14 protein-coding genes are annotated in these 15,605 nt (G+C 71.3%); 7 read left to right on the forward strand and 7 right to left on the reverse strand.

Annotated elements, in window-relative coordinates; all coding sequences use genetic code 11:
* Positions 1-37: 37 nt before the first annotated feature.
* Together WH85_RS27575 and WH85_RS27580 are read left to right on the forward strand one after the other, a co-directional pair.
* Positions 38-988 carry a hypothetical protein gene (locus tag WH85_RS27575; RefSeq protein WP_045744939.1) on the forward strand — a complete coding sequence of 317 codons (951 nt, stop codon included), beginning with the start codon at positions 38-40 and terminating at the stop codon, positions 986-988.
* A gap of 11 nt (positions 989-999) precedes the next feature.
* Positions 1,000-1,377 carry a nuclear transport factor 2 family protein gene (locus WH85_RS27580; protein WP_045744940.1) on the forward strand — a complete coding sequence of 126 codons (378 nt, stop codon included), beginning with the start codon at positions 1,000-1,002 and terminating at the stop codon, positions 1,375-1,377.
* A 158-nt stretch (positions 1,378-1,535) separates the two neighbouring features.
* On the opposite strand, the gene WH85_RS27585 is transcribed toward WH85_RS27580, so the two are convergent.
* Positions 1,536-2,066, reverse strand: coding sequence for a hypothetical protein (locus tag WH85_RS27585; RefSeq protein ID WP_045744941.1), 531 nt, complete (start codon positions 2,064-2,066; stop codon positions 1,536-1,538).
* 15 nt (positions 2,067-2,081) lie between these two features.
* Positions 2,082-2,825 (reverse strand): NUDIX hydrolase, encoded by a 744-nt coding sequence (locus WH85_RS27590; RefSeq protein WP_045744942.1) that lies wholly within the window; start codon positions 2,823-2,825, stop codon positions 2,082-2,084.
* 100 nt (positions 2,826-2,925) lie between these two features.
* Here WH85_RS27590 and WH85_RS27595 point away from each other — a divergent pair, with 100 nt between their 5' ends.
* Both WH85_RS27595 and WH85_RS27600 read left to right on the forward strand, forming a co-directional pair.
* Positions 2,926-3,786, forward strand: a complete 861-nt coding sequence (locus WH85_RS27595) for a 5'-methylthioadenosine/S-adenosylhomocysteine nucleosidase family protein (RefSeq protein ID WP_083449303.1) — start codon at positions 2,926-2,928, stop codon at positions 3,784-3,786.
* Positions 3,783-5,888: a hypothetical protein gene (locus WH85_RS27600; protein WP_045744943.1), complete on the forward strand. Its 2,106-nt coding sequence runs from the start codon at positions 3,783-3,785 to the stop codon at positions 5,886-5,888. Before WH85_RS27595 ends, WH85_RS27600 begins: the two co-directional genes overlap by 4 nt.
* Here WH85_RS27600 and WH85_RS27605 read toward each other — a convergent pair.
* Both WH85_RS27605 and WH85_RS27610 read right to left on the reverse strand, forming a co-directional pair.
* Positions 5,876-6,076: a hypothetical protein gene (locus tag WH85_RS27605; protein ID WP_045744985.1), complete on the reverse strand. Its 201-nt coding sequence runs from the start codon at positions 6,074-6,076 to the stop codon at positions 5,876-5,878. The genes WH85_RS27600 and WH85_RS27605 overlap by 13 nt on opposite strands.
* Positions 6,077-6,086: 10 nt before the next feature.
* A complete protein-coding gene (locus WH85_RS27610) occupies positions 6,087-7,346 on the reverse strand; it encodes a S8 family peptidase (protein WP_045744944.1) in 1,260 nt (419 codons plus the stop codon).
* A gap of 429 nt (positions 7,347-7,775) precedes the next feature.
* Between WH85_RS27610 and WH85_RS50765 the strand changes: the two genes are divergently transcribed.
* On the forward strand, positions 7,776-8,741 hold the full coding sequence (locus tag WH85_RS50765; protein WP_052720847.1) for a hypothetical protein: 966 nt from the start codon (positions 7,776-7,778) through the stop codon (positions 8,739-8,741).
* 9 nt (positions 8,742-8,750) lie between these two features.
* Here WH85_RS50765 and WH85_RS27620 read toward each other — a convergent pair whose 3' ends face one another.
* Complete coding sequence (locus tag WH85_RS27620; protein WP_245674120.1) at positions 8,751-9,137, reverse strand: ArsR/SmtB family transcription factor; 387 nt, start codon at positions 9,135-9,137, stop codon at positions 8,751-8,753.
* Between the two features lie 74 nt (positions 9,138-9,211).
* Between WH85_RS27620 and WH85_RS27625 the strand changes: the two genes are divergently transcribed.
* Positions 9,212-10,276, forward strand: a complete 1,065-nt coding sequence (locus tag WH85_RS27625) for an NADH:flavin oxidoreductase/NADH oxidase (RefSeq protein ID WP_045744946.1) — start codon at positions 9,212-9,214, stop codon at positions 10,274-10,276.
* On the opposite strand, the gene WH85_RS27630 is transcribed toward WH85_RS27625, so the two are convergent.
* Both WH85_RS27630 and WH85_RS27635 read right to left on the reverse strand, forming a co-directional pair.
* Positions 10,258-10,869 carry a DUF998 domain-containing protein gene (locus WH85_RS27630; RefSeq protein ID WP_245674121.1) on the reverse strand — a complete coding sequence of 204 codons (612 nt, stop codon included), beginning with the start codon at positions 10,867-10,869 and terminating at the stop codon, positions 10,258-10,260. The two genes, WH85_RS27625 and WH85_RS27630, sit on opposite strands and share 19 nt — an antisense overlap.
* A gap of 100 nt (positions 10,870-10,969) precedes the next feature.
* Positions 10,970-13,036, reverse strand: a complete 2,067-nt coding sequence (locus WH85_RS27635) for a transglycosylase domain-containing protein (protein WP_045744948.1) — start codon at positions 13,034-13,036, stop codon at positions 10,970-10,972.
* 197 nt (positions 13,037-13,233) lie between these two features.
* On the opposite strand from WH85_RS27635, the gene WH85_RS27640 reads away from it, so the two are divergent.
* Entirely contained in the window at positions 13,234-15,549 is a 2,316-nt protein-coding gene (locus WH85_RS27640) for a putative bifunctional diguanylate cyclase/phosphodiesterase (RefSeq protein WP_245674122.1), read from the forward strand.
* Positions 15,550-15,605 lie beyond the last annotated feature (56 nt).

The following is a 15,605-nucleotide window of genomic DNA, read 5'->3' on the forward strand; positions in this document are numbered from 1 at the left end:
TTGGCAAAAGGCCGGTTTAGTCCACAATGTCGACACCATGAAGCTCATCCTGGTAGCACTCCTCGCCGGCACCCCCGTCGCCGCCGCCCCGCAGGACGGCCGGATCACCCCGGCCGTCCTGCGCGAGGCCGTCCTCGACGTCCCGGCCTGGCCCGCCGACAACCTGCAGTGCGCCTCCGGCAGACTCCAGTTCCACGACGGGCAGGTCCGTGCCGAGACGCGGACCACCCCCGACGGCGAGCCGCCCCACGGCGACACCGTTCTGATCCTGTCCAGCACGTACGGCGACGTCGACCGCGACGGTGCCGCCGAAACCGTCGTCACGATGGGCTGCCTGATCGAGGGCGGCAGCAAGCAGATCGTCGCCTACGACCGCGACAGCACCGGCCGGATCGTCGCGCTGGGCCGGATCGCCGCCACCACCGGCGAGGTCCGCGACATCCGTGACGAATCCGCGAAGGTCGGCGACACCGGAGTGGTCACCGCGCGGGTCGCCGACTACCAGCGCTGCTGCGCCGACCGCACCCCGCAGACCTGGCAGACCCGCGGCTACGCCCTCCGCGACGGGAAGTTCACCCAGGTCAGCGGCCCGACCCGGATGCCCCTCAACCCCCGGGTCACCGACCTGCGCCTCACCACCGGCGACCTGACGCTCGGCGCCGCCACCGGCGGGTACCGGCAGGGCACGGTCGCGGTCACCGTCGAACACCGCCGCGGCGCCCACCCCGGACAACTCACCCTGACGTTCTCCCCGCCGGACGGCCTGCAGCGCGCCGGCACCGACTGGCCCACGACCACGCCCGGCCCGGACGGCTCGTTCACCGTGACGGTCGCCGCGCCCGCCGCGGGCGGCAGCATCACCCACCGGTTCACCTTCCGGCGCCCGGCCGGGACGGTGGGCGGCGAACTGCCGATCGACCTGGCCACCGTCCCTCGGCTGAGCCAGGCCGTCCCGTGGACCTCCACCGCCATCGCCGGGATTCGATAGGGTCCGTGGGCATGAAGGCATTCCGCGAAGCGGTCGAGGCACGCGACAGCGCGGCCGTCGAGGCCCTGCTCGCCGACGACGTGGTGTTCATCAGCCCGGTGGCGTTCACCCCCTACCGGGGCAGGCCGATCACCGCCGCGATCCTCCGCGGAGTGCTGCGGGTCTTCGAGGACTTCCGCTACACCCGGGAGATCACCGGCGACCGCGACCATGTCCTGATCTTCGAGGCGACGGTGAACGGCAAGGCCATCACCGGCTGCGACATCCTGCGCCTGAACGACGACGGGCTGATCGGGGAGTTCATGGTGATGGTCCGCCCGCTGTCCGCGGCCCAGGCGCTGGCCGAGGCGATGGCCGCCCAGTTCGATCAGATCAAGAGCGAGAGCTGAAACCCTCGCCACGGTACGCGGAACCGACGCGAACCGTGGCTCGGGCCGCCGTCATCTCGTCGCGTATCGGGTCAGCGCCACCCCGCCGGGGAACGTCCGCGTAGGTCAGTCTCCGCATCGCGGCAGCCTTCCGTGGTCGGTGGCGTGGCGCGCAGGGATCAGCGCAGGTCGGCGTAGAGGACACGCTGCCAGGCCAGCACCCCGGTCGCGGCCAGTTCCACCAGGGACGCGCCGAGGAGCGGGCCGCTGTCGATGCCGCTCGCCCAGTAGACGGCGACGGCCACGACCGCGGGCAGGTTGAAGGTGGCCAGGTCGACCGCGGTCTGCAGGTACCTGCGCGGCACCCGGCGCCGGTCCGCGCGGTGCGTGGTCTCCCAGGCGAAGACCGGCGCGGTCTCCGGCCGCAGCGTTTCCAGCCGGGTGGTCAGGTCGGAGCGGACGTACCGGCCGAGAGCGGAGATCTTCTCGTCGTTGACCAGGTGGGTCCAGCCGAGCACGGTGGCGGCGAACGGCAGGATCAGCAGCAGCCGTTCCTGGCCGGGCGCGGTCAGGGTGGCGACCGCGATGGCCGCGTAGGCGGCCAGCGTGACGTAGATCAGGTTGTCCCGCAGGCCGATCCGGGCCCGTTGCTCCGCTTTGAGCTGCTCGTACTCGGCCAGGATCAGGTCGTTCGTCGTTTCGATCGACATCGGCGTCTCCTCGGGTCAGTCGCCGGCCCCCGGTTTGAGGTCGGCGCGGGTGCGGAGGATCGGAAGCTGGATCAGCTGGGCGGGTCCCGGCCGGTAGAGCGCAGCGGGCCGGCCGCCGTTGCGGGTGGTCGACCCGCCCGTGGGCGTGAGGAAGTCCGGGACGGTGAGGACCTTGCGCTGGAAGTTGCGCGGGTCGAGCCGCCGGTTCCAGACGGTCTCGTAGACGTGGCGCAGTTCGGACACGGTGAAGTCCGGTCCGCAGAACGAGGTGGCGACGGTGGTGTACTCCAATTTGCCGCGGGCCCGTTCGACCGCGTCGGCCAGGATCTCGCCGTGGTCGAACGCGAGGGCGCCCGGGTCCGCCAGGATCTCGTCCACCGGATGCCATCCGGCCTGCCGGGCGTCGCCGCCGGGCGACGGCGACGGCGGCGACGGCACCAGGGCGAGATAGCAGACCGTCACCACCCGTCGCCGGGGGTCGCGGTCCGGCCGCCCGTAGGTCGCCAGCTGTTCCCAATGGATCCGGTTCGGGTCCAGGCCGGTCTCCTCGGCGAGTTCCCGGGCCGCCGCGGTGGCGAGGTCCTCGTCGGCGGTGGCCAGGAAGCCGCCCGGAAGGGCGAGGGATCCCAGGTCCGGTTGGATGCCGCGTTCCACCAGAAGGACCGAGAAGCGATCCTCCAGGATGGTGAAGACCGCCAGGTCGACCGTGACGGCCACCAGCGGGATGGTCCAGGGTTCATCTCTATCCACAGAAGACATTCTCCTTTTGGTCACCTTGACCATATCATCGATGCGCGCCTACGCTTGCGCTCTGCAATGGTCACTCTGACCATAAGGCGGGCTGGGGGAGGGGCGCACAATGATCGTTGTTCTGGTGGCGCTGGAGGTCGAGCGCCAGGAGGTCCGCAGACGACTGCACCAGCTGACCACCGAGAAACACCCGGCAGGCACGCACTTCGACGTGGGTTCCGTCCCCGGCGGGTCCACCCGGGTCGCGCTGGCGCTCACCGACCGCGGCAACCCGGCCGCCGGGGTGATCGCCGAGCGAGCCATCAACCGTTATCAGCCGTCCGCCGTCCTCTTCGTCGGGATAGCCGGTGGCCTGCGCGACTGGCTGGCCCTCGGTGACGTCGTGGTCGCCACCAAGGTGTACGGATACCAGTCCGGCCGCAGCGAGGAGACCGGCTTCCGGGCGTACCCGCAGGCCTGGCCCCTCGCCCACGAGATCGACCAGGTCGCGCGGCACCTGGCGATGGATGAGCGGTGGGCCGGGGAGACGCCGCAGCCACGGGTCCACTTCGAGCCGATCGCCGCGGGGGAGACCGTGGTGAACGGCCGGACCGTCCCGGAGGCGGTCCGGCTGCATGAGACCTTCGCCGACGCCGTCGCGGTCGAGATGGAGAGCGCCGGTGTCGCGCACGCCGGTCACGTCAACCGCGCGGTGCCGACCGCGACGATCCGCGGCATCAGCGACCACGCGGCCGGTGCGAAGGACCGGACCGACGCCGAGGGCTGGCAGCCGGTCGCTGCCGCCAACGCCGCGATGTTCGCCCTGGCCCTGGCCGCCCGGCTGGATCCCGGTGACGACGACCGCCCGCGCCCGGAACCCGGCGGCACCACCACCGCGACCACCTCCGGGAAGAACTCGCCGATCATCGGGCCGGGCGGCACGATCGCCGGTGGCGTGACCGTCAGCTACGGCCGTGGGGAGCCCCGGTGAACACCACGAACCACGCGGCCACCACCGGCGACAACTCCCCGGTCATCGGCCAGAACAGCACCATCCTCGGCAGCGTCAGCGTCTATTACGCGGCGCCCGATTACACCCCTGAGGAGAAGTACGAGGTCGCCGTCCACCGTCTGAACGCCGGGATGGCCCGGTTCGCCGAGGATCTGCTGGACGAGGTGCTCCGGTCGCCGATCGGGAACCGTCCCCGGGTGCTCTACCACTACCTGGTCGCCTCGGTCAGTGACCGTTCCCGGGGCGACCTGCTCGACCGGCACGACAACGCGATCGCCGCAGCCCGCCGGGTGGTCGCCGGACCGGTCGCGCCCGAGGACTCCGACGACGTGGAGCGCCTGCGCAGCGTCCTGACCCTGATCGACGTGGCCGGCGGGGCGGTCGAGGACACCGGCCTTGTGGACGCCGCCCTGACGACGCTGCGGTGGGAACACCGCCGGCACCTGGCGGGCCTGCTCGCCGGCCCGGCCAAGGACAAGGCCTTCGACGACTACATCGCGGAGGTCCGGAAACGGCGCAACGGCGATCTCGCCAACCGGGCCCAGCGCGCCGACCGGGTCTGGAAGTTCTTCCACCCGGACCCCGCCGAACCCCGGGACCCGCGCCGGCCGCTTCCGGGGCTGTCCCGGTCCGCTCAGGGGCTGCTCCTCGTCGGCACGCTGCTGTTCCTGGTGGGTGCGGTCCGGGTGTGGTCGCACATCGACGGTCTGGGCAACCGGGATGCGGTGACCGCGGCTCTGCCGTTCGCCCTGGCCGGCCTGCTGCTGGGCGGGGGCGCCGGCTGGTGGCGCGGGCACCGGCGCAACCTGCTGACATACCTCCGGGAGCGCTACGAGGGGCGTCCGTCCGGCGACACCGCGGTCCCGGACCCGGCGGTGCTGCGGATGGTGAACGACTACTTCGGCCACGTCGCCCCGCTCGGGGGGACGGACTGGGCGACGGCGACCGCCGGTCTGCGGCTCACCCTAGCCCGCGAGATCGTCGCGGGCTACGACGAGGACGACGTCGAGTACGGCCGTCTGCGCTGGCTGGCCCACTGGCACGCGCTGCAGACGTACGAGCAGTGGCGGACTCACGGCCTCGACGGCTTCGAGCACCGGTACCGGGAACGGACCTGGCTGCGCCGCACGATGTGGACCGGTGTCGCCATGCTCGGCGTCACCGTGCTGATCCTCGCCGGCGGGATGACACCGGTCGTCGCCGCCACCGACCTGATTCCGCTGCTCGCCCTGGCCGCGGGCGCGGCATCGCTCGGTCATCTGCTGGTGAAGCGGCTGGCCCTGTGGTCCGCCCACCGGGTCCGGACCGCGGCCGAGGGTCTCCGGTACGCCGCCGAGCGGATCCGCTGGGCGTGGTGGAGCGAGCAGTTGCGGGGACGGCCGACCGACCAGGAGATGGCCGACTGGCTGGCCCAGGACGTCGACGTCTTCACCGCCGACGTGATGAGCGAGCACGGTGTCCGCCCGCACACCGTGATCTGCACGGTGCAACTGGCCACCGGCGAGGCGGACGCGCAGCGGGCCCGGGAGGCCTTCGGCCCGATCCGGTACAGCGAATATCTGCTCACGGTCTTCCTGCTCACCCGGACCGGGCTGCGGCAGTTCCAGTCGCACCTCGACTTCGGGGAGGGCGATCTGTACAACGAGACCCGGCGGGCGGTGCCGTACGGGGCGTTGCGGGAGGTCCAGGTCGCCCAGGTGAGCGTCCGGAGCGCGCTGCACACCCCGGCGGACGAGCCGGTGCCGGTACCGGCACCGGACGGCTCGCTGACCGAGGTCGCCCTGCCCCGTGCCACGTCGGCGGTTCGGGTCTTCCAGCGCACGTTCGTGATCCGGCTGGACTCGGGCACTGCCGTGGAGATCGCACTGGACCGCTTCGAGGAGCTGCGTGCCGCCTCCGAGCCGGGTGACCTGGTCGCCCGGCTCGCCCTGGAGGCCACCGGTGTCGAGGTCGCGCAGCACGTCCTCGAGTCGGTGGTGGTCGACGGCGTCCGGTGGATCACCCGGGAGCAGAAGCGCCGGCAGCGGCGGCAGGAGCTGACCGCCCCGCCGTCGATCGAGGAGGCCGGTCAGAGCTCGTAGGTGCGTTCCGCCTCGATCGAGAGCACGCCGTCCACCTCGTGCAGTCCGGCTAGCCGGTCCGGCGGGACACGACCGGACACCACGCCGATGCCGGCGTGCACCTCGTCGACGAGCAGGCCGGACCGGCGCAGCGCCTCGGCCACCGCGTCCAGCCGGTCCTGGTCGACGAGCACCGTCACCGCGATCATCCGGTTGGTGTCACGGGGCCTGGACCAGGCCCGCGCCGACATCCGCCGACGGGGCCTGCAGACGTTTCGCCCCGGCCTGCAGGCGTACCCACAGTTCGGCCGGGGTGGCGCCCGGGTCGGCTTCGGCGAGCAGGGCCAGGATGCCGGCCACGTGCGGGGTGGCCATGCTGGTGCCGGAGAGCCGGCGGTAGCCGTCCGGGGCCACCGACGACAGCACGTCGACGCCGGGGGCGGCGACGTCGACCTGGCCGCCGTCCGGGTTCTGACCCGAGCAGGAGAACCAGGCGACCGACTGGTCCGGGCCGACCGCGGCCACCGCCATGATCGACGGGCAGTTCGCCGGATGGCCGACCGGGTTGACCACGCCGGGGCGGCGGCTCTCGTTGCCGGCCGCGGCCACGATGATGGTGCCCTTGGCCTGGGCGCGGCGGGCGACCTCCTCGTACACCTTGGAGTAGGTGTCGCCGAGCCGGGCCGGCGCGCCCAGCGACATCGAGATCACCCGGCAGCCCTCGGTGACGGCCCAGTCGATGCCGGCGAGGATGCCCCGGTCGGTGCCGCGTCCCGAGTTGCCGAGCACCTTGCCGGCGAAGATCTCGCTCTGGGTCGCCACGCCGTAGCGGGGGAGGGTCTTCGGGTCGCGGGAACCGCAGGCGGTGCCGACGCAGTGGGTGCCGTGTCCGTGCTGGTCGTCGGCGTCCTCGCCGGGCACGAACGACATCCGTTTGACGATCCGGTCGGCGAAGTCGGGGTGGTTCGGCGCCATGCCGGTGTCGAGGACGGCGACGCGGACCCCGTTGCCGGTCCGGCACGATTCGAGGACCCGGGTGGCCTGCAGACCCCAGGTGGCCCGGCTCTCGTCGAGCGGCGCGACGCCGGTGCCGGTGCCGGGAGCCGTGACCGGGCCCGCCGCGGCGGACCCGCGCAGCCGGGCGACGAGGTCGTTGACGCCGTCCGCGTACCCGCTCAGGTAGTCGCCGACCGGATAGAGGAACCGCTCCGGTTCGACGGCGAGCACCGCGGGGGAGGCGGCCGCCGCGGCCAGCATCGACTCCTGCCGGTCCGTGCCGGGGGTCACCACCGCCACGCCGATCTCGTCGAACACCACCACCGCGTCACCACCGAGCACGCCGGCGTCGGTGGCGCGCGTCCCGACGCTCTCCTCCATGGCCGCGATGCCGGCGTCGGTGTCGTCCTCGGCGAGCAGGACGACGTAGGAGCCGGTGAGCTCCCAGGGCTGGTCCCCGCCCGTGGGGAACACGTCACTCATAGCCGTTCATCCTCCATTTTCCACACACCGCGCCCCGTGCATGCCGATAAAGCCCTCTGAGCACGCGAAAAGCCTTTCCGGGCACGTAGGGCAGCGTCACGCATGCCGCGGGAAAGGTCACCGGAATCGATTCACGAGCAATTCTTCTCCGTTTGGTGCGGGCGCGTCAAAGGAGTCAAACGTTCGGGTAACTCCACCGCCCGAAAAGGATCAGAAACAGAAGATCGAATTCTTGGGGGTACGCGTCGAACACCCGGGACCACCGCACCACGACTCCCGGCATGCACCGTGCCGAGCACCCGGCCCACGTATCGCCGAACCGCCGACCGGCCGGGCCGCTTCACGCGTACCCCGCAAAGGTGTCCATCTCCGGCCGGTATCGGTAGGGTGGCTGATCGACGAAGCGTGACGCGACCGAGGTGGCCCCGGGTGACGACGCACGACGAGAACGACGAGCAGCCGATCCGGCCCTCACTGCAGTACGGCTGGATCCCGCGGTACCGTCCGGCCGGCGTCGACCGGGCCCGGCCGGCACTCGCCGCGGGTGACGGTTCCGCGCCGCCGACCACGTCACCCGGTTCGCGGTGGACGCTCGCGCTGGCGGTGCTGGCCAGTGCCGCGCTGATCAGCACGACCGTCCTGATCCTGCGTCCCGGGGCGGCCTCGCAGACCGGTTCGTCGTCGCAGGCGCTGCCGGAACGCTGGGTCCCCCCGGCGATGCTGCCGGCCTCGCCGTCGGAGATCCCGCTGCCGTCGGCCCCGGCGTCGTCCGCGCCCACCAGCGACGCGCCGCTGCCGATCGAGGACGAGCCGGAGCCGACCACCAGGCCCCCGTCGTCGAGGCCGCCGGCCGTCGCCGCGTCGGTGAACATCACCCGGGCACTGGTGCCGGCGGTGGTCGACGTCGACGATCAGGGCACCCGGGACTGGGTGCACTTCGGGCTGAGCAGTGCCACCTCGGTGAACCGGCGGGCCGGCGGCACCGGTGAGATCAAGGGTCTGGGCGGTGTCGGCGAGCGCGGCCGGTACGACAACAACCCGGAGACGTTCCGCTGGATCGGCGGCACGCCGACCTCGTTCGTCGGCGCCACCACGACCGGTCTGTACACCTGCGACAGCGACGGCACGTTCACACTCTCCGTGGCGGCCACGCCGTCGAGGCGCACGCTGCGTCTGTACGCCGGGGTGTGGATGGCCCGCGCGAGACTGACCGCGACGGTGGCCGGCCGGACCGCGACGGCGGAGCTGGAGAACCGGGAGGCGATCAGCACCGCCCAGTGGGTGATCCGTTTCCAGGCGGCGGCCGGTCAGACGCTGCGGCTCACCTGGGCGACCACCGCGCAGTTCCACCCGTCCTGCGGCAACATCGACATCCAGGCCGTGACGCTCAGCTGACGGTCGCCCTCAGAGGTCGGCCTTCTCCGTGCCGATCTTCTCCGTGCCGGCCTTCTCCAGGTCGGCCTTCTCCGCGGCGGTCGCGGTCAGGATCGCCGGGAGCAGTCCCGGGAAGCGGGTCTCCAGGTCGTCGGCGCGCAGTGTGCTGAGCTTCGCCGTGCCCTGGTAGTGCTGCCGGATCACGCCGGCCTCGCGCAGCACCCGGAAGTGGTGCGTCGAGGTGGACTTGGTGACCGGCAGGTCGAAGGCGATGCACGCCTGGTCGTCGTGTCCGGTGGCGAGCTGGTGGACGATCCGGCGGCGGACCGGGTCGGCGAGGGCGGACAGCACCGCGTCGAGCTCGATCTCGTCGTGGGCGGGGTGGGCGAGCGCGCGCATGGTCGTATTCTCCGTCACGCTGATGGTTGTACGACGGTTTTCGTACTACGGTGTCTCTCGTACAAGCATACGGCGAGAGAACGGAAACCTCGATGACCAGCCTGTTCGAGCCGATCACCCTGCGCGGCCTCACCATCCCCAACCGGGTCTGGATGTCGCCGATGTGCACCTACTCCGCGACCGGCGGCCACCCGGAGGACTTCCACCTCGCGCACTACGCGGCCCGGGCGGCCGGCGGCGCCGGACTGGTCATGGTCGAGGCGACCGGGGTGCTGGCGGACGGCCGGATCTCCCCGTTCGACCTGGGCATCTGGGACGACGAGCACGTCGCCTCGTTCGCCCGGATCGCGGCGGCGATCACCGCCGGGGGAGCGGTCCCGGCGATCCAGCTCGCCCACGCCGGCCGCAAGGCGTCGATCGGCAAGCCGTGGCTCGGCGGCAAGCCGGTCGCGCACGCCGACGGCGGCTGGGACACCCTCGCCCCGAGCGCGACGGCGTTCCCCGGATACCCGGAGCCGGCCGCGATGACCGAGAAGCAGATCGCCGGTGTGGTCGAGGCGTTCGCGCAGGCCGCCCGCCGTGCCCACGACGCCGGATTCCAGGTCGCCGAGGTGCACGCGGCACACGGTTACCTGCTCCACGAGTTCCTGTCGCCGCTGTCCAACACCCGCGACGACCAGTACGGCGGCAGCCTGGCCAACCGGGCACGCCTGCTGCTCGAGGTGATCGACGTGGTCCGGGCCGCCTGGCCGGCCGACCGTCCGGTCCTGCTGCGAGTGTCCACCACCGACTGGACCGAGGGCGGCTGGACGGTCGAGGACACCATCCAGGTCACCCGGTGGGCCCGCGAGCACGGCGTCGACCTGGTCGACGCGTCCTCCGGCGGCCTGGTCCCGGCCACCATCCCGGACACCCGCGACTACCAGACGAGCATCGCCGCCCGGCTCCGCGCCGAGGCCGGCGACGTGCCGGTCGGCGCCGTCGGCCGGATCACCGACGCCGCCTGGGCCGACGAGCTGATCACCACCGGTCAGGCCGACGTGGTCCTGCTCGGTCGCGCCCTGCTCGACGACCCGTCCTGGCCGAACCGTGCCGCCCGCGAGCTCGGCGCGCAGCCCCGCTTCCTCGAGCAGTACGCCTACGCCGTACCCCGGTAGTGCAGGAAGACGGCCGTCAGCCAGCCGGAGACCAGGACCACGGCGGCGGTGAAGGCCACCAGCGCCCAGGCCGGACCGCCGGTCGCGGCCAGCGCGACGAAGGTGACCAGGAGGAGCGCACCGGTGGCCCAGGAGCACAGGGCCAGCCGGCGCTCGTCCTCGGCGGCGAAACGGCGGGCCAGGAACACGCTGGCGGCGGCCAGCCCGAGGAAACCGATGCCGCCGAAGACGAAGTGCAGGATGCCGTGCGTGCTGACCGGCACCTCCTCGGGGGTGCCGGGCGGGAAACCGCGTCCCGGGTCGGCGGTGAAGAAGCCGCCGCCGATCATGCCGAGGCCGTACAGGGCGAGCAGGACGGTGGTCCACCGGCTGCGGGTCACCCAGTACAGCCCCGCGGCGCCGCAGACCTGCAGCAGGCCGCTGACCACCAGCAGTGTGCTGTGGATCCCGCCGTAGGCGCCGTTGCCGAGCATGCTCCAGGCGTGCCGGGTGGCGTCGAAGCCGTCCCGCGTGAACACCTCGGTGACCGACACCGCGACGTACAGCGGGCCGGCCGTGGCACCGAGCAACAGGAGCAGTCGTGAGATCCGCATCAGACAGGGATACCGCATCGCGGGGATCTTTTGCGCCAGACGGCGACGGCCGTCACTCCCGCGTTCGGCGGGGGTGACGGCCGTCGGCCGTGCGTAGCGCCTACGGAGTCGGGAACTCCTCGACGTCCTTGCCCTCCATGTAGTCGGCCAGCGTCTTGTACACCGCGGGGTTGACGATGTAGTGCGACATCCGGTCGGTGTGGTTCGCCCAGTCGGGGTTGGCCAGGTAACCGGCCACCACCAGCGAACGGGTGCCGACGACCAGCGACGCGGTCTTCTCGCTGTCGGTGGTGCCGGTCTTGCCGAACACCGGGTGACCGACGACGCTGCGGACCTGCGGCGCGGTCGCGCCCCCGCAGCTGCCGAGCTGGGCCCGGTCGCCGACCGGGCAGCGGGCCGCGTCCAGGACCTTACGGGCGACCGACTTGGTGGTGGCCTTCTTGCAGTTCGCCTGACCGGTCTTGAGCTTCGTACCGTCGGCGGTGGTGATGCTCTCGATCGGCGTCGGCGCGCAGTACTTGCCGTCGGCGGCGAGGGTGGCGTACGCGTTGGCGATGTCCAGCGGGGTGGAGAGCGAGACGCCCAGGGTGAACGAGCCCCAGTTGTGCGCCGAGTCCGGGTCGTTCGCCAGCTTGGCGTTGTCCTCGTCGCGGAAGACGATGCCGAACCGTTCCGCCGCGTCGACCACGTTCTCCGCGCCGGCCCGCTCCTCGAGCGGCACGAAGTACGTGTTGACGGACTTGCCGAACGCCGTCCACATGTTGAAGCTGCCGGCCTCGCTGGCACCCGCGTTGCTCGGGCACCAGTAGCCGCCGCAGTTGCCCGGACCCGAGTCCGGGTACTGCGACTTGTACTTCGCCGGCGAGGTGATCGTGGTGTCCAGCCCCATGCCGGCCTCGACCGCGGCGACCATGGTGAACATCTTGAACACCGATCCGGCCTGGTAACCGGGGATGCCGCTGCTACCGGTGATGATCGGGTTCGTGGTGTTCGGGTACGTGCCGCGGATCCCGTCGGCGGCCTGCGCCGGGTTCGACGACAGCTTGTTCTGCGGGTCGGACGGGTCGTCGTTCTTGTACTTGCGGTTCGCGGCCAGCACCCGGACCTTGCCGGTGCCGGGCTCGACCGCGGCGAGCATCAGCGCGTTCTGGTTGGTGTCCTTGATCTGCTGGGTGATCTCCTTGCGGGCGTCCGCCTGCGCGTCCAGGTCCAGCGTCGTGACGATCTTGTAGCCGCCGCTCTTCAGCAGGCGCTCCCGGTCGTACGTGTTCTCGCCGAAGTCCACCTGCGACATCCACCAGCGGGTGAAGTAGTCGCAGAAGAAGCCCCAGTTGTTCTTCGACACCGACACGCAGCCGCTGCTCTGGCGCTTCGTCGTGGTCGGAACCTTCACCTTCTTGGCCGCGGCGGCCTCCTCGGCGGTGATCTGACCCATGCTGAGCATGTTGTCGACGATGTAGTCGCGCCGGGTGACGGCCTGCGGGTACCCGGTCTTGGTGGTCGGGTCGAACGCCGTCGGCGCCTTGACCATGCCGGCCAGCATCGCGGCCTCGGCGATGGTCAGGTCGGCCGGCTTCTTGCTGAAGTACACCTGGCTGGCGGCGTTGATGCCGTACGCACCGTTGCCGAACGGGGCCATGTTCATGTACCGCTCGAGGATCTGCTGCTTGGTCAGCTCCTTCTCGACCTGCACCGCGTACTTCATCTCGGTGAGCTTGCGCTCGACGCTGTCCTTGGTCGCGTTCACGACCTCCTGCGGGTCGGTCGCCGAGTAGGCCAGCGCCATCCGCACGTACTGCATCGTCAGCGTCGACGCGCCCTGCTTGGAACCGCCGTTGTTGTTGTTCACGAACGCCCGGGCGACACCCTTGAAGTCGACGCCCTTGTGCTCGTAGAACTTGTGGTCCTCGGCGGCGACCATCGCGTCCTGCATGTGCTTCGAGACCTTGTCGAACGACACGTCGCTGCGGAACTCGTCGTACATCACGGCGAGCTGCGTGCGGCCGTCGGCGGCGTAGACCCGCGACACCTGCGGCGAGGTCTGCGTTATCAGCTCGCTGGGAAGGTCGTCCAGCTCCTCCGAACCGACCTTGGCGACCAGCCCGGCCATGGCGACCGCCGGGAACGAGGCGGCCGAAACCACCAGTCCGGCGAGTATCCCGCACATGGCAAGGACGGCTGTACTACGAAAAATCCGGCGTTCTCGAAAAGGCTTGCCCGCAGTCACCCGCACTACGCTATCGAGCAAGATCTGAGACGGCCGGTCGGGGGGATGTTCGTCACATCTGGTAACCCGCGTTTAGCTCGGCGTGTCGTCGATGCACCTGCACTAAGTCCGGACGGTGCCCTGCCGATGACCGGTATGTGACCCGAGTGCTCGACGCCGAGCGCGAACGCGCCGGCACCGAGTTCCCCGCAGCGCCGCCGGATCAGCGCCCACCGCCCCGGCACGCCCGGACCGCGGCGTGGCTCCTCGCCGCCGCCGCGACGATCACCGTGGTGTTCCTCACGGCCGGCCCGCAGCCGCTGCGAGCGCCGCTCAACCTGGCCGGTTTCCTGACCGGCACGGCCGCGATCGGGTACGGGGCGTGGCGGGTCGCCGTCCCCGCCGACCGGGCGCCGTGGCGGCACATGACCGCCGCCGCGGGGCTGTTCCTGGCTGGCCTGATCACCCGGATCGTGGTGCCCGGGGCAGCCGTGTCACCGCCCACCCCGATGGCGTTGCTCCCGGACGTGTTCGTCGTGCCCGGCTACCTGATGGCGGCGTACGCGTTCGCCGGGATGCTGCGCCGCCGCCGTGCCGACCACGACGACCCGGCCTGGGTCGACGCCGTGCTGGTCGGCGCCGGATCGGCCTTCCTGGCCTGGACCTACCTGGTGGCGCCCTCGATCGAGCGGGTCGGGCTGCCGCTGATCCAGTTCGCGAACTCGTTCTTCCCGGTCATCGACGTGGTGCTGGTGGTGCTGGTGGCGCAGCTGGCCCTGGCCGGCAGCTCCCGCGCGCCCGCGCTGTGGCTGTTCGTGCTCGGCGCGGCGCTGCTGTTCACCGGTGACCTGCTCTACTCGATCCGGGACGGCGACCTGGCGGGAGTGCCGGCCGACCTGGTCGACGCGCTCTACTCGGCCGCGTTCCTGCTCTTCGGGGCCGGCTGCGTGCACCCGTCGATGCGTACGCTCACCCAGCCGCAACAGATCATGGTCCGGACGCTGTCGTTCACCCGGACCGCGCTGATCGCGGCGGCGATGCTCGGCCCGGTGATCGTCGCGATCGTCGAGCCGATCACCGGGTTCGTCGACGGCGCCGTCCGGGTGCTGCTGTGCAGCGTGCTCATCCTGACCGTGCTGTTCCGGGTGGTCCGCTCCAACAACTCGCGGGCCCGCGCCGAGAACGCGATCCGGCGCCGGGCCACCCACGACGCGCTGACCGACCTGCCCAACCGGGAACTGCTCAGCGACACGATCGGCGCGTGGAGCGGGCAGGCGGTCGCCGACCAGCAGGAGATCAGCCTGCTCTTCCTCGACCTGGACCGGTTCAAGATGGTCAACGACCACTGGGGCCACCAGATCGGCGACGAACTGCTCTGCGCGGTCGCCGGCCGGCTCAGCGCGCACGTGCGCAGCACCGACCTGGTCGCCCGGATCGGCGGCGACGAGTTCGTGATCGCCCTGGCCGGCCCGTCGCACAGCATCCTCGCCGAGTCGGTGGCCGGCCGGCTGCTGGCGCTGTTCGAACAGCCGTTCCCGCTGTCGGTGGGCGACGTGGTGGTGTCCGCGTCGATCGGCGTGGCGAAGGCGGGCGGCACCGCGGAGGCCCTGGAACTGATCCGGGACGCGGACACCGCGATGTACAAGGCGAAAGGGTCGGGGCGTAACGCGTACGCGCTGTTCGACACGTCGCTGCGCGAGGACCTCAAGGACCGGATGTCGCTGGAGCAGGCGTTCCGCGGCGCCCTCGAACGCGGCGAGCTGTACGCCACCTACCAGCCGATCGTCGACCTGGCCACCGGCGAGGTGGACGGCTTCGAGACGCTGATGCGCTGGGAGCACCCGGAGCTGGGGTTCATCTCGCCGCTGCGGTTCATCCCGGTCGCCGAGGAGACCGGCCTGATCGTGGACGCCGGCGCGTGGCTGCTCCGCGAGGCCGCCGGATGCCTGGCGCGGTGGCGGGCACAGCGCCCGCCGGGGGCCCGTGCCCTGCACATGTCGGTGAACGTCTCGGTCCGCCAGCTGCGTGACCGGGACCTGGCGGTGGTGGTCCGCGAGGTGCTGGCCGAGACCGGTCTGCCGCCCGACGCGCTCTGGCTGGAGATCACCGAGTCGGGCGTGATGGAGGACATCGAGACCGCCCTGGCCACGCTCGCCGAACTGCACGAGATCGGCGTCGTGATGGCCGTCGACGACTTCGGCACCGGGTACTCGTCGCTGAGCTACCTCAACCGGCTGCCCGTCGACATCGTCAAACTGGACCGGTCGTTCATCAACGACGTGGGACAGCACGGGGCGAACGAGTCGATCGTACGGGCGGTGCTGGCCATGGCCCGCGAGCTCGACCTGCGGGTGGTGGCCGAGGGCGTGGAGACCGAGCTGCAGCGCGACTGGCTCCGCGACCAGGCCTGCGACCTGGCGCAGGGCTGGCTCTTCGGCAAACCCCTGCGAGCGGCGGAGACCGTCCTGGCCTGACCGGGCACGGGTGACCCCTCCTGGGCGATGTCGTACCCGGTCGCTATCGTGCCTGC

Source organism: Actinoplanes rectilineatus, from assembly GCF_000962825.1.
Classification (GTDB): domain Bacteria; phylum Actinomycetota; class Actinomycetes; order Mycobacteriales; family Micromonosporaceae; genus Actinoplanes; species Actinoplanes rectilineatus.

Bases quoted from the DNA above. Each gene is read 5' to 3' on its own strand.
- WH85_RS27575 (WP_045744939.1), top strand. From the start codon at position 38: ATGAAGCTCATCCTGGTAGCACTCCTCGCCGGCACCCCCGTCGCCGCC.
- WH85_RS27580 (WP_045744940.1), top strand. From the start codon at position 1,000: ATGAAGGCATTCCGCGAAGCGGTCGAGGCACGCGACAGCGCGGCCGTC.
- WH85_RS27585 (WP_045744941.1), bottom strand. From the start codon at position 2,066: ATGTCGATCGAAACGACGAACGACCTGATCCTGGCCGAGTACGAGCAG.
- WH85_RS27590 (WP_045744942.1), bottom strand. From the start codon at position 2,825: ATGTCTTCTGTGGATAGAGATGAACCCTGGACCATCCCGCTGGTGGCC.
- WH85_RS27595 (WP_083449303.1), top strand. From the start codon at position 2,926: ATGATCGTTGTTCTGGTGGCGCTGGAGGTCGAGCGCCAGGAGGTCCGC.
- WH85_RS27605 (WP_045744985.1), bottom strand. From the start codon at position 6,076: ATGATCGCGGTGACGGTGCTCGTCGACCAGGACCGGCTGGACGCGGTG.
- WH85_RS27610 (WP_045744944.1), bottom strand. From the start codon at position 7,346: ATGAGTGACGTGTTCCCCACGGGCGGGGACCAGCCCTGGGAGCTCACC.
- WH85_RS27625 (WP_045744946.1), top strand. From the start codon at position 9,212: ATGACCAGCCTGTTCGAGCCGATCACCCTGCGCGGCCTCACCATCCCC.
- WH85_RS27630 (WP_245674121.1), bottom strand. From the start codon at position 10,869: ATGCGGATCTCACGACTGCTCCTGTTGCTCGGTGCCACGGCCGGCCCG.
- WH85_RS27635 (WP_045744948.1), bottom strand. From the start codon at position 13,036: ATGTGCGGGATACTCGCCGGACTGGTGGTTTCGGCCGCCTCGTTCCCG.